General features: G+C 59.1%; 12 protein-coding genes and 1 pseudogene. 10 read left to right on the forward strand and 3 right to left on the reverse strand.

The genetic code is table 11. The features are described 5' to 3' along the window. The 3 genes and pseudogenes from WB528_RS25550 to WB528_RS25560 form a co-directional block, all read left to right on the forward strand. A pseudogene (locus tag WB528_RS25550) lies at positions 1 to 230 on the forward strand (hypothetical protein); the annotation flags it as partial. A 99-nt stretch (positions 231 to 329) separates the two neighbouring features. Further along, the gene (locus tag WB528_RS25555) at positions 330 to 704 is read left to right on the forward strand and encodes a winged helix-turn-helix domain-containing protein (RefSeq protein WP_423891969.1); all 375 of its coding nucleotides are present in this window, start codon (positions 330 to 332) and stop codon (positions 702 to 704) included. A gap of 237 nt (positions 705 to 941) precedes the next feature. Then, on the forward strand, positions 942 to 2495 hold the full coding sequence (locus tag WB528_RS25560; protein ID WP_423891946.1) for a porin: 1554 nt from the start codon (positions 942 to 944) through the stop codon (positions 2493 to 2495). 319 nt (positions 2496 to 2814) lie between these two features. Here WB528_RS25560 and WB528_RS25565 read toward each other — a convergent pair whose 3' ends face one another. Further along, entirely contained in the window at positions 2815 to 4230 is a 1416-nt protein-coding gene (locus WB528_RS25565; protein WP_423891948.1) for a sodium:solute symporter family protein, read from the reverse strand. A 699-nt stretch (positions 4231 to 4929) separates the two neighbouring features. Here WB528_RS25565 and WB528_RS25570 point away from each other — a divergent pair. From WB528_RS25570 to WB528_RS25590, 5 genes are all read left to right on the forward strand, one after another. After that, positions 4930 to 5775, forward strand: a complete 846-nt coding sequence (locus tag WB528_RS25570; protein WP_423891950.1) for a CmcJ/NvfI family oxidoreductase — start codon at positions 4930 to 4932, stop codon at positions 5773 to 5775. A gap of 313 nt (positions 5776 to 6088) precedes the next feature. Next, a complete protein-coding gene (locus WB528_RS25575; RefSeq protein WP_423891952.1) occupies positions 6089 to 6400 on the forward strand; it encodes a hypothetical protein in 312 nt (103 codons plus the stop codon). 574 nt (positions 6401 to 6974) lie between these two features. Next, positions 6975 to 7172 (forward strand): DUF3311 domain-containing protein, encoded by a 198-nt coding sequence (locus WB528_RS25580; RefSeq protein WP_423891955.1) that lies wholly within the window; start codon positions 6975 to 6977, stop codon positions 7170 to 7172. Then, positions 7169 to 8632: a sodium:solute symporter family protein gene (locus WB528_RS25585; RefSeq protein WP_423891957.1), complete on the forward strand. Its 1464-nt coding sequence runs from the start codon at positions 7169 to 7171 to the stop codon at positions 8630 to 8632. Before WB528_RS25580 ends, WB528_RS25585 begins: the two co-directional genes overlap by 4 nt. A 256-nt stretch (positions 8633 to 8888) precedes the next feature. After that, positions 8889 to 9578 (forward strand): hypothetical protein, encoded by a 690-nt coding sequence (locus WB528_RS25590; RefSeq protein ID WP_423891959.1) that lies wholly within the window; start codon positions 8889 to 8891, stop codon positions 9576 to 9578. A gap of 1170 nt (positions 9579 to 10748) precedes the next feature. Here WB528_RS25590 and WB528_RS25595 read toward each other — a convergent pair. Both WB528_RS25595 and WB528_RS25600 read right to left on the reverse strand, forming a co-directional pair. Beyond that, positions 10749 to 11102 carry a DUF1330 domain-containing protein gene (locus tag WB528_RS25595; protein ID WP_423891961.1) on the reverse strand — a complete coding sequence of 118 codons (354 nt, stop codon included), beginning with the start codon at positions 11100 to 11102 and terminating at the stop codon, positions 10749 to 10751. Positions 11103 to 11252: 150 nt separating this feature from the next. After that, a complete protein-coding gene (locus tag WB528_RS25600) occupies positions 11253 to 11462 on the reverse strand; it encodes a hypothetical protein (RefSeq protein WP_423891963.1) in 210 nt (69 codons plus the stop codon). Between the two features lie 1194 nt (positions 11463 to 12656). On the opposite strand from WB528_RS25600, the gene WB528_RS25605 reads away from it, so the two are divergent. Beyond that, positions 12657 to 13097, forward strand: a complete 441-nt coding sequence (locus WB528_RS25605; protein WP_423891965.1) for a hypothetical protein — start codon at positions 12657 to 12659, stop codon at positions 13095 to 13097. 116 nt (positions 13098 to 13213) lie between these two features. Then, positions 13214 to 13378 carry a hypothetical protein gene (locus WB528_RS25610; protein WP_423891967.1) on the forward strand — a complete coding sequence of 55 codons (165 nt, stop codon included), beginning with the start codon at positions 13214 to 13216 and terminating at the stop codon, positions 13376 to 13378. The last annotated feature ends 212 nt before the right edge of the window (positions 13379 to 13590 follow it).

Genomic DNA, 13590 nt, shown 5'->3' on the forward strand with positions numbered 1-13590 from the left:
ATCCCGCTGCGAGCGCCGTCGGAGGTGCGATTGTCGGGGGCCTTCTGGGCGGCCTGATCAGCGGCCGGCCGGTCGGTGCTGCCGTCGGCGCCATAACGGGAGGCACCATTGGCGCGATCGCGGGTGCTCAGGCGGCCGCGCGTCCCGGCTATTATCTGGCGCAGGGCGATTGCTATTATAAGTACCCGTCCGGGCAATACGTTCAGGTCGATCCGCGCAGTTGCTATTGAGGTTTGCGGGTCGCGCGGGCGGCGGCATCGCTCCCGCGCGATCAGACTAGAACTCTGATTCCGAAGTTCGCACGATATCGCGGCAACCACCGGGCCATGATGCGCAAATCATCGTCGACATCTTCGCCATCTCTAAGCGTCCGGATTGATCTGGACGCAAAGGGGCGGATTGGTCCGGGCAAAATCCTGCTGCTTGAGAATATCAATAGCTGCGGCTCGATCTCGGCGGCCGGGCGAGCCATGAACATGTCCTACAAGCGGGCATGGGACCTGGTCGACGAAATCAACCGCATCTGCCGGCAGGCTGCGGTCGACCGGCAGACCGGCGGCAAGAACGGCGGCGGGGCCATGCTCACGCCGTTCGGCCTGTCGCTAGTGGCGCGTTACCGGAAGATCGAGCGCTCAGCCGAGAGTGCGGCGCGCAAGGAGCTTGAAGCTTTGCGGGCTGACATCGGCGCCGGCCGAAAGGACTGAGCCGAACGGCCGGCCCTTCGCTTCCCAACGTTTTCGCGGGCAAATTCGCTCGCTGGATTGCCCGCCTTTTCGGGGCTTGTCGACCGCCCTTGCAGCCCTGTGGGGCCCCGCGTTTGGCGTAGCCGATGCTGCCATAGCAGAAGCAAATCGTTTTGGTCGGCCACTGTTGCCCAGTTGCACTTGTGGGCGATCTGGCCTCCGTTATGTTCCCGTGGATATATCGCTCGCTGTATTTGAATGGACATAGCGAAAAACGGCCAGATCACTGGTCAAACACGGCAGCCGATCTTTTTGGGGGTTTTCAAAATGAAAAAAGCGCTTGCACTTGCGCTTGTCATGACGGGTTTTGCGGTCAACGCACAGGCGGCTGACTGGGTCCCGCCGAAGGTACCGGATCCAATCCCTGACAACCTGACCTGGTACGGCATCACGCCCATCGGCGCGCTCGACCTCGGCTACGCCTACCAGACCAACGGCCGCCCGCTCGGCAGCGTCGTGTCCGGCCTTGAGTTCTCACCGTTCACAACCACCAGGAACTACACCGGGCAGGCGATTTCGACGATCGCCCATAGTGGCCTCCAACAATCCTTCCTCGGCGTGAAGGTCGAGGAGCCGCTCGGTCTCGGGTGGGCGGCCATCGCGCGCGCCGACACCGGCATCGATCCGTTGCAAGGCACGCTTTCCAACGGTTGCGTTTCCTTCCTTCAGAATGCTGGCATCACCTATAACCTGCAAAACTCGAACGCGGACAGCGGCCGCTGCGGCCAGGCTTTCAACGGCCAGCTCTGGGGCGGTATCAGCAACAAGCAGTACGGCACTCTGACGATCGGTCGTCAGAACTCGTTCGAACTCGACAACATCGCCAAGTACGATCCGATGGAACTCTCCTACGCGTTCTCGCTGCTCGGCTACTCCGGTACGGACGGTGGTATGGGTAGCACGCAAGCGGCGCGCTGGGACAACTCGGCCAAGTATGTCTATGACTTCGGTATTGTCCACGCCGGCGCGATGTACTCCAGCGGCGGTTCGAACACCGGCTTCTTTGGAAACTCGTATGGCTTCGACGTCGGCGCCGTCTACCAGGGCTTTTCGATCGACGCCATCTATACCAAGGAGCATGGCGCGGTGAACCTGCAGTCGGCGGTGAACGATCCGGTCGGCGCCACAACGCTGGCGGCCAACATCTCCGACAATACCGCCTGGTCCGTGATGGCCAAGTATACGTGGAACCTCGGATCGGGATGGGCCGCGCCCGCGCCTTTCTACACCAAGGCTGCCAAGGCTGAGCCCCAGCATGACAAGTTCACCCTCTTTGCTGGCTACACCAATCTGAGCCAGTCTAACCCAAACGAACCGGTCCTCTTCGGCGGCGCTGCCGGCGGCTATACGCTGACGTCGACTGCGGTCTTGCCTGACAACAATGCTTTCACGACCGACAAAGTCCTGCAATTCTTCTGGGCCGGTGCGAAGTACGAGCTGGCGTGGGGCCTGAGCTTCACGGGCGCGTATTACCACGTCAACCAGAACTCCTACGTCGCCGACGGCGCCGCATGTATCGCTGGCGGGGCGAGCAAGACGGACTGCTCCGGCGCTTACGATGAGGTCTCGTTCCTGACCGACTACGCCTTGAACAAGCACCTCGACGTCTATGCCGGTGCTATGTGGGCCCAGGTAACCAACGGCCTGGCTTCCGGCTACCCGGGTACGCCCGGCGCCAAGTTCGGCTTCGCCGGAACCAACACCAGCGTCAACACGGCCACGTTCATGACCGGTTTCCGTATCAAGATCTGACTACACCTGCTGCTGCGTCGAGTGCTGCCCAGGACCCAACCGGTTCTGGGCAGTTTTCTTGCAATCAAAGCCCGAAATGGGCTGAATTCGACTCTTGCCGCATCGAATGAAGACGAAATTTTAAACCATTGATGATGTTATAAAAAGGCCGCACCGCCGCGCGGCCGAGTAGCCGGGCGCCGCCCTTTTCACCTACCCCAGAGAGCGATAGCGCTCGGCTACTTCGTCAGGCTGTCGTGATACCGCCCCAGTTCTGCTTAGGAACTTTGTTCTTAGCAGGAGAACTACGGACAAAATGCGTTGGCCCGCCAGAAATGACCTATCGTAACTCTCGCCCGGACTTGGCTGGTAACGCCGTGCCGATGCGCATCCACGTCACCATCGAACTCGCAGCCATCACGACGAGCGGAAACACCAGCGCCACGTAGGCGTTGTCGATGCCGAACGGATTGCCCATCAGAAACCAGGCGATGGTGGCCACCATCGAACCGACAATGCTGATCAACGCGGCGCTCTTGGTACCGAACCATGGCGCGTAGAAAACCAGCAACACCAGCACCGACAGCGACGCACGAATCGCTTTTGCCAGGAAGGTGATCTGCAAAACATTCGGCGTGTAGATCGCAAGCACAATTGGAAGCAGGCCGACGATTACCGTTGTCACGCGCACGAAGCTCAGCGCGCGACCCTCGTCGTTTTCCGCCTTCACGAACCTGACATAGAAGTCCTTGTAGAGCAGCGTGGCGGTCGAAACGCTGATGGCGGCGATCGTGCCGAACAGCGACGCCGCCAGTCCTGCGGCAACGACGCCTGCCATCAACCCGTTCATGTCGGCGATGAGAGCGGAAAAGGCGTTGATGGACTTGATGCCTGGAAAGAGGACGAGCGCGCACATTCCGATCAGTGCGGTCGCAATCCCGAACGGGACCAGCAAGAACGCCGCGCTGAGACTTGCGACTTGCGCCTTCTGCCGGGTTTCAACCGTATTGATCGCTTGAATGACGTATTGGGTAGAAAAGGTGGCGCCGATGCCGGCGATGAACCATGCAAAGATCTGACCGAAGCCGACATTCGTCCAGGAAAACATCTGAGCCGGCAGGCGGGCCTGCAATTGTCCGAGGCCGCCAACCCTGGAGAGCCCGAAATAAAGCGCGACGGCGATACCGGCATACTTCATCAGCGAATGAATGACGTTGGTGTAAACCACCGTCCTCATGCCGCCTACGAAGACATAGAGTACCGCGACGATGCCGCAAATGATCGTCGCTAACGTCCGGTTAACGGCGAGCAGTACGCTCAGGATCGCCCCGCCGCCGGCGTAAAGGGCCACCGCCACGATCTGAAGTGCAAAGATCATCACCAGCGACGTGGCGATCTTGGTGGATGGTCCGTAGACCTCGGCAAACACGGCCGAGATCGTATTGTGTCCGGATTCCTTGTATTTCCCGGCGAGGAGATAGGCGTAGAACAAGAAGCCGGCGCCGAGCGCGATAATATTCCACGCTGCCGAAATTCCGAAAACATAGGCTTCCTGCGCTGTCCCAACGCTCGCCGATGTGCCGATGAATTCGGACATCAGCATCAAGCCGACGAAGATGGCAGGTACGCCCGAGCCGGTCGTGCCCGAGGTGAAGGTCGCCGCAGATGCGACGGACCGCTGGACAATGCTTGTCAGCAGTCCAAGGCCGGCCATGTAGGCAACGACGATCGCAAGGGCCACATAGTTGGGTTGCATGCAAGGCTAGATAACCGGCCGCCGGCCGGAGCGCCATGCGCCAGATGGACTACCCCGCAAAAAAGCCCGGTAGTTTAGAATCGCGCGCTGCAGCCGTATGGCACGAAATGCGGGTTCGTCAGGCAAGCATTGTCCAGCGAAGCGTCCCAACCGCCGCGGCGGCGCCAGCCGCTCCAGGCGATATAATCGCAATATCTGCTGTAGGGGTTACCGGCTTCCCGGGTCGCACAGTAGATGCTCGAACTGTAAGAGATGGGGCCTGCGGGCCTCGCCATCGCCGATCCCGCGGCTAGCATCGCCGTCATCGTGGCCAAGAGAATTGTCTTTTTCATGGGAGATGTCCTCTCGCGGTTTCTCTAACTCAATTATACACCTCGGATAAGGGTTTCATTCCCTTCCGTTTGCGATTCACATGATCGCGAGGATATGCGGCATGCCGCCGCGCGCCGGGCCCTGTCAGGCAGCTACGTTCGATTCCAGGGGCCAAAGGTCATCGGGATCATCCAGTCCCGGGACGTTTTGTGTGCGACATGGCTATCCCCGCGGAAAAGCCTGTTTGAAGGCGCGCCTTGCGCAAAAAGATTTTCTCCCGGCGCGTAGGGCAAGAGGTGTTGCATTGCTATTTTAACGGCGCGCTTGTGGCATCGCCGGCAGCGGGCCACCTTTTTCGGCAGATGCAAAATCGCGCGGGAGACACGCATGAGCCTGATCGAAAGAAAGATCGAATCGCTGCCCTTCGTCGTTGCAGAGCTTAACTACCTCGCGCCAACCGACGGAAAACCGCGTACCTATGCGTTCGATCCGCCGCCCGGGGAGCCGAAATCAACCGCGTTGCCCGAACCGCATGAGGTGCCGGTATTCGACGGCCGTTCGATCTCGGACAGCTTTTCGCTCGACCGCGAGGGTTTTGCGCTCGTCCGGCATCCAACGGCGGTACGCGACTTCTACAACGATGAAGAGATACGGAAAGTCTACTACCCGGCGGCGGAATCCTTCATCAGGGCGACGCTACGCGCCGACCGGGTTGTCATCTTTGATCACACGGTACGCCGTCGGGTTGAAGGCGCAGCCGACATCCGCGGCGCGGGTCCGCGTCAGCCGGCGACGCGAATCCATGTCGATCAGACCGACGCATCCGGCGCTAATCGCGTGCGCGAGCATTTGCCTGCGGAAGCAGATGAACTCCTGAAAGGCCGCGTGCAGGTGATCAACCTGTGGCGTCCGATCCGCGGGCCGTTGCGCGATACGCCGCTGGCGCTTTGCGATGCCGCCAGCGTTGCGACGGACGATCTCGTCGCCTCCGACTTGATTTACCCAAACCGTCGGGGCGAGACCTATTCGGTGAAATTCAATCCGGATCATCGCTGGTTTTATTTCCCGGAGATGACGGCGGACCAAGCCCTGCTTTTGAAATGCTACGACTCGGCGACCGACGGCCGTGCCCGGTTTGCCCCGCATACCGCTTTCGTCGATCCGACAACGCCAGCGGATGCCCCGCCGCGGGAGAGCATCGAGCTGCGTACGCTGGTGTTTCACCGGCGATAGGTTGCTGCGCTACGCGTGGCGGCTGTGCGCAAGCTGTTGACTTCCGCGTTCACGGTGTTGCGGGGCGACGACGGAATCACATAGAATTTCGCCGGGGTAGGCAAATGAGAGCAGCGCTATGGCTTCATCTGCCTTGGAAAACGCCTTGACCGCGACCACCATCATTATCGCACTCGTCGTCGTATGGTGGGGAATCAGAATCCTTATTGCATGAGAGAACGAGCCGGCCTGCCAGGATCACGACCGGCTCTCTCCAGCACTCGATGATCGGCTGAGTGGCTTGGACCTGGTCCAGCCGCGCCGGAATGCCACAATGAGGACACCAAGCGGGCATTCCGTCGCGTCCATGGGATCATGGATGTCGCTGGATCGAAGGCTCACGGTACCGACAACGGCAGCGCTGTGCATCTTGTGTTTTGTCGCTTGCGCGACTTCCGACGCGCGGGCCCAAGCATCGGCGCGCCCGAAAGCCGATTACCCGTCTGTCGGCGACGTGCCGCCGCGTCCCGAGAAACCCGCGATGACGACGGAACAACAGCTGAAGCTGAAAAAGGAACTCGGCGCCGCCCGCGACCGCCAGGCGACCAAGGGCAAATCCTCTGGTGCAGGCGCTGCCAAACCCTGACGGCTCAGAAAAAGCCCGCGCTCAAATCCAGGCCATAGGACGGAAGCAGCAAAGAGGTGGTCAGGCCGGCCCCGCAAAACATCGCGACGGTCTTCAGTATCTCGGTATCAACGCTGCTATCGAAAATGCGTACGACAGAGCTCTTGCGATAGCAGCCATTTGCAACTCCTCAGACCCAGCGGTGACCGTGCAGCACCACGTTCAAAAGGAATCTCCTGCAAGACCGACGGTAGAAAAAATTGATGATGTCCCACATGATCGAACCCCGTTTTTGACCTGATCCATTTGAGCGCATCTCTATTTCAGGCTTGTTTCGTCGACCTTGGAAAATGGTTTCATGGGGCGCCCGAGCCGTGGCCGCGCCCGGCTTGGCGCACGCCAGGGATCGAACCGAGGACCCGGTGACCAGAGTTCACGTGGAGAGGCCCGTGGCGGACTTCTGTCTGACTTGATTTTTGCGCCCTGAAACGTAAGTTCTGCCTGCAAATAGCGAACAACTTGCAACGCCAGACGTTAGATGGCCCTCCCTGACGTTGCACCCCGTTCCCTATCCGTTGGTTTCAAGGTCCTCGTCATGCGCAGCATCCGCTGGCTCGCCGTTGTCCCGTTTCTCGCCCTGATCGTTGGCCCGTTCTTCGTCAACCGGGCTACGCCGTTTGTCCTCGACATGCCGTTCCTGCTCGCCTGGATCGTGGCCTGGATCCTGCTCACCAGCGTCATCATGGCGGTAATCTATGCGGCCGATCCGGCCAACCGGGAGGACGATCTGTGAACAGCGCGTTGCCCTTCATCGCCGCCGCCGCGCTGCTGGCACTCGCCCTCGGTTTTCTCGCCCGCCGCGGCAAGGACATGAACCTCGAGCAGTGGACGGTGGGCGGCCGCGGTTTCGGCGCCATCTTCGTGTTCGTACTGCTCGCCGGAGAAATCTACACCACCTTCACCTTCCTCGGCGGCAGCGGCTTCGCCTACGGCAAGGGCGCGCCGGCTTATTACATTCTCTGCTACGGCACGCTCGCCTACGTGCTCTCCTATTTCATGCTGCCACCGATCTGGCGCTATGCCAGGGATCACCGGCTGTACTCCCAGTCGGACTTTTTCGTCCGCAAGTACGACAGTCCGGCGCTCGGGGTCCTCGTCGCGCTGGTCGACATCGTGGCGCTGATTCCCTACCTCGTGCTCCAGTTCAAGGGACTCGGCATCATCGTCGAAATCGCTGGCTACGGCGCGATCTCCTCGACGGTTGCGATCTGGACCGGCGCCGTGGTCGTCGCCGTCTACGTGATCGTGTCGGGTGTCCACGGCTCGGCCTGGAACTCGGTCGCCAAGGACACCTTGATCCTTGGCATCGTGATCTTCCTCGGCATTTATCTGCCCTATCATTATTACGGCGGGCTGGGGCCGATGTTTGAGGCTATCGAGCAGGCCAAGCCGGGATTTACCGTGCTGCCGCCGCAGGGCCAGAGCCTGTGGTGGTTCTCCTCGACCGTGCTGCTCACCGCGCTTGGCTTCTACATGTGGCCGCACACCTTCGCCTCGATTTACACCGCCAAAGGGGCCAAGGTGATCCGCAAGAACGCGATCGTGCTGCCGATCTATCAGCTGATCCTCCTGTTCGTGTTCTTCGTCGGCTTCGCAGCAACGCTGCAGGTTCCTGGTCTCACCGGTTCGAACATCGACCTCGCGCTGTTCAAGCTTTCAGCGAAGACATTCGATCCCTGGTTCGTCGGCGTGATAGGCGCGACCGGCGTGTTCACCGCGCTGGTGCCCGGCTCGATGATCCTGCTCACAGCCGCGACCCTGATCGCCAACAACCTCTACCGCGCCGTTAATCCGTCGGCCGACGACCGGCAGGTATCTCGGCTCGCCAAATTCCTCGTGCCGCTGGTGGCCCTGGTTGCGGTGTTCTTCACCCTGAAAGGCGGGGAGACCATCGTGGCCCTTTTGCTCATGGGCTATAGCCTGGTAACCCAGCTGTTTCCGTCCCTGGTGCTGAGCCTCGCGCACCGCAACTTCGCCACGCGCGAGGGCGCCGCGGCGGGCATCATCGCCGGTGTCGCCACGGTCGCGGTTGTCAGCCTGACCGGCGCAAACCTTCATACGCTGCAATGGTTGCCGCCGGGGGTCCAGGATCTCAACATCGGCATCATCGCGCTCGCGGTGAATTTCGCCGTGCTCATCGTGGTCAGTCTGGCGACGCGGCGCGTCGTAGTACCCTTGCGCGGACCCGTATAAAAGCGGTCTGCACCCAAGCGGCGGCATCATTCGCGGGTAGTGCTTCGCGATTGCGGCGTGCTCCATCCCCGCGCGACCAGAAGGATCGTGAGCTTCCACGCCAAGCGACGCTGGCCCGGAAACTATGATGACGCGCCGGCTCCGATCGTACCTGGAAGGGCAACGCGTGCCCGCAGGCTGAGGCGCTAACCGGGAATTAATCTGATTAGCCGATACTCTACCTTAGTTTTAGTGGGCACGCGTAAGGAGCCGTCGCATGGACGATCCAGCGGCGGCTCTATCTTATTTGGGGTCTATGCCAGTGACCAAAACATCGGAAGCAAATATTCAAACCGAGACGAACGACAATCAGCTCGACTCCGCAGTACCGAGCAAGAAATCCAGCCGAAAGCCGATTTTGGCGCTTTCGGTGTTCGCTTTGGGCTTAAATGCTACCGCGGCCGTCTATACACGGTCGCCCTCTGATTTTGCCGTGCCGAATTTCAGCGGCTACGTCGCGGAATTGCTGCCGCATCAGAGAGCCTCAGCGTCAATACCCGATCCGGTTGTCGCTGCCTTGAAGGATATTCAATCAGCCCAGCAGCAACACGCCGCAGCGCTGCAGGACAGCGGATCTTCCTTGCAACAACACACGGCTCTACTTCAGAAGGATACAGCGACGCTTGATGCCCTGAGACTGAGCATCACGGACGAAAAGTCGGATGTGAAGAAGATATCCGCTCAGCTTTCGACGCTGATCGCGAAGGTCGACTTGCTGCAAAGCGCGATAGCGCCGGAGATAACTTCCTCCATTCCAAAAGGACACGCTCGTAACCGGCTGTCCGGATTGGCGCGCAAAAGGATAGCTCGGCCGCTAAAACCGGTGGGACCCGTGTCGATCGGAGGAGCTCCCCTAACTACGGCACCCGCGCAAGGTTGGAGCCCGCTACAAAGCCCGCAAGGCTAAAGCGATAGAGCAGGGGCGGGGCTTCGGTCCCGCGCCTTGGCTCAGTCATCTCTGGACGGGCATGAGACTTGAGTGCGGCAGGCTTACTCCGGCGGGCTAGGAAGAAGCCGTTCCTGATCTTTCGTATCCGGCTGACGTTGAGGCGCTGCAGGTGCCGGTTGAAGGAATTTGGCCGCCCAGCGCTGTTCGCACCTTCTTTGAAGCTCCAGGGGGATGATGACGCTCATAAGCAACTCCGGTTTTCTTTCGCCGGCAGTTTCTCGGGGCCATGGGAAGGCCAATAGGCACAAGTGTGTTCCGAATATGGAACGAGCCGATTTTCCGTCAGTGTTGGAATCCGGCCACACCCAGTCTGTCACGCACTACGCCTGCTGAGGCGCGGTCGGAACACCAGGTTCGAAGGGCCAGCCAGTGGCGTAGCTTCCGGTCTGTCGGCGGATCATTTCCTGCTCATCGGGCTCACGGAAAAACGACGTCGCGTGAAGCTGGAGCGGTATGCCAACGAAATCTAGCCTCGGGCTGTTGCACTAAAGGATTGGCAGCTGTTAATGGCCGCAGTCATCGCTCTTGCCGGCGGCACGCTGGCCTACCTTGGCGCCATGACCGAGGTCTATTTCGACCAAGGAAGAGGACGAGCGCGACTTCGACCGAAAGAAACGCGGCGTCTATCTTCGGGTGAATTTTGAAGCCAAAAATTAGGAGACCGCGGGCCCCTGATTTTTATTGAGTCAGGTAAGATTCAACTGCATGCGCAAAGAAAATGCAGGCACTGGCTAACGCAATCATCACGATGACAAACATGGAACGATCCTCTAACAATCACTCTGGGCACCAATCTCCGAACCTTAGCTGTCTTTCTGTTTCCGGATTATTTCGTATCTTCCGAATATGGTTTCACTCAGCCCACTTTTGAACTTGAACGTTATTTCATAAGAGACTGTGGCCGTTGTGGCACACTGCCGGTGCTTAAACAGCCCCGAGGAGCGCACGACGCGACCCAAAAATTACGCCGTCGGGCTCGAAATACCGTGTCCCGGCGGCGCCTTAAATCCCCGGCGCCCCTGTATCTAGCAAGCTGGGCGCCGAGCAAATGTGAGCAGGTTCACAATCGAGCTCAAATAGCGCGCGTCTTCCGTCCCTGCGCACACGAAGACGAGAAAGAGACTGGAGTTATTGCGGCACACCCTCGACGACGAAGCTGCGAAATTTCGCCACTTTCGCACGGAGGGGTAGGAGATCCTTGAAAGCCGTTGAATCGCGATACGCCTGGAATTTTTCGAGACTATCCCACTGTTGAATGACTACGCGCGATTTCGGCGGCTCACCTTCTACCGTTGTGATCTTGCCTCCGGCGGCAAGTATCTTCCCCCCAGCGGCCTTGATCGCAGCCTGAGCTTTCGGGACATAGGTCGAATACGCGGCCTGATCCGCGATATCGATTTCAGCGACCGAGTAAACAGGCGCTTTGGCTTGAGCATGAAGTCCCTGGACCGCGACCGTGCCAAGGCCGAACCCGGCGAGCATTGCAAATGCGACGGTGTAATGGGTTTTCATGATGGTTTCCCTCTTGGCTGGGTCTCAACTCGCCCCCAGGGTTGGGTCATCATGGTGGGACTGAAGGTTCAAACAGGCCGGGAGACTAAACCCGGCATCGATCAGTGACCCTGACGTGGATCACGTATGGCGCGGGGGGTTCGGCCCCGCGCTTTCTTTTGACGAGTTGCCAGGACTCATGAATTGCAGCACCGCGATGGCAAGCCGCTCTTCAGACAGCCGTTGCTCGAGGAATCTCAACTCGACCTCGCTCAATTTGGATTTAAGAAGAGTCTCGTAGCGCTCGATGTTGCGCTCATGCGTGCGTAAACGAGCAACTTTATCGTTCATAGCCCACTACTCTCACTCTCGATACGCTATGCGGGAGCGAAAGAGGTTTAGCAATTTTTCTCGGTCCCGCATGTGAACGAGTTCACAATCCTGGTCGATTTCTTCGTCCGCGCTCCTGGTGATCCCGGGATCAAGAGCCTAGTCCGCCGATAGGGTTTTGAACCTGATACTACGATGCGTCGACGTATCGTTCGAACTCTCGGCCAGCGTTTCGGCGGCACAGCCACAAAAGACCTCGAACCGAGCCAAAGCCCTGCACGCGAGAAGAATTCATGGCGAACTGCAGGAGACAAGGCGCCAAATATTGCGATTGGTGGTGGGACAAACAACAACGATCAGGCGGTAACTGCATGAGATTGAAGCGATGACAGGCGAAAAATTGCCCGCAAAACAGAATATCGGTCCGGCGTTCTGATCGGGCCGTATCCAGAGCAATCGCTGGGGCGGTATCGGCCGTGTTCTTTCGGCGCCTCGTAACCCAAGCGCGGCTGCAGAATGTCAACAGCTGATTTGCGGTCAGGGAAAGCCGCCAGGGGTTGGGAGCGGAATGGCTCGGAGCTACCGTGCATCGTGGCTATGAAAAAGCGCTGTGCCATCGGCCGAATATGCTGCCGTTTGAGGCCTATTGCCCTGTTCGTGACGGAAAAGCCGAGAGCGCGAGCAGCGATGATTGCTCTTATTTCGTCCAAGACCCGCCGCTTGGCTTGAGATCGACTGGATACCCAGGCACCGATAATGGTGCCTACACCTGCAACGAGAATTGTTTGAACTGCAGTTGGCGTGTCTGTCCAAATCTCGCCAACAGACCCAATCGAGGTCCGCAAATGATCTATACAACTGTGGGTCAACGTTTGGATCGTGGCAAATAACGCAGCCAACGCGCTGCCCATATCCGCCCCCTCTTTCCCAAAGCGCAATCCCGCAACCTCAGCGCGTGCGCAAGGAGAAAGCGTAACCGGCAGCGGCTGGCATCACATGCCAGAAGGCTGAAGCGGTAGGGGCACCAAATCTTAATCGGTCCCTGTCAACGTCCGCGCCAATCGCGGTAACCTACCCCCCGCGAGAGTAATGCGTAGGAGCCGTCGCTGATCTCAACCAGCGGCGGCTTTTCTATTTTCGCGTAGCTTTCCTGCACCCACTGAGTGTGTTACTCGAGCGCTCACCGCGTCGATTGCGACCAACGGGGGGTGAGGGATGGAAATTAAGGCGGTGCTGGCCGCGACAATTGTAATTGTATCTTCTGCGCTGTTGGCCGGATGTGCTCTTTCAACACAGTCCTTGGAATCCGAACCAAACGCCGAGAGCCAGAATTTCCCAGATAACTACGAGGTGGTTTACCAACGCCTGAGCACCACCGGCGAGCGATGCTATCCTCGCGGACATGACGGTGGAAACGCAGGTAACCGACTCGCGGGCTCGATCGAATCCCAGGGCGAAATTCACAGGGAAAGTGGCTTTGCCGATTTTCGTTTGGTGACGTCCAGCTTGGGCGTCAAGACAAACTACTTTCTTTTGGCGAGAATTGAAAAAGCAGGCTCAGGGTCGCGCGTCACCACAAAGGTCAGCAACCCGATCACCGGTTCCGGTCTCAGCAAAATAATCTTTCGTTGGGCAAGTGGCGACCCGACTTGCTAGACAGCGCGCGCGGGGCTTCGGTCCCGCGCCCATGACCGAGAGGGCAGCACCATGGACGAGAAAGCAAGGGCGGCGAAGTTCGGCTTGAGCATCCCTTCGAGACCGAGAAGCAGATAATGAAGCGCTACGGGGAACATCATCCGCGCAAGGCGCGTCAGATGATCTGTCGCGTCACGCTTGGTCTTATCGCTCTCGGCGAAATAGTCGTTCGGCTTTTCTTTAGCGGTGGGGCCGCATTAAGCGCGGTCGGCGATCCCAACGGCATCGGGGGATTGTACTGATGAGCGAGGCTTCTGGGAGCTCAAAGATTCACTAAGGCCACAATTTGCAACGGACGCTTCTGATGGAAAAGATTATTTCCCGTACCAACGAGGCTGCAATGCGCAAGCTTCTCACATTCCTGATTGCCCTGGCTTCGAGGGCTTTCGGGGTGTGCTCGCCAGCAGCGGGTCAGGGCCGTTAACCGTGAGGAGCACGCGGTCGCCGTTAACAG

It is taken from the genome of Bradyrhizobium sp., from assembly GCF_049586575.1.
Taxonomy (GTDB): domain Bacteria; phylum Pseudomonadota; class Alphaproteobacteria; order Rhizobiales; family Xanthobacteraceae; genus Bradyrhizobium.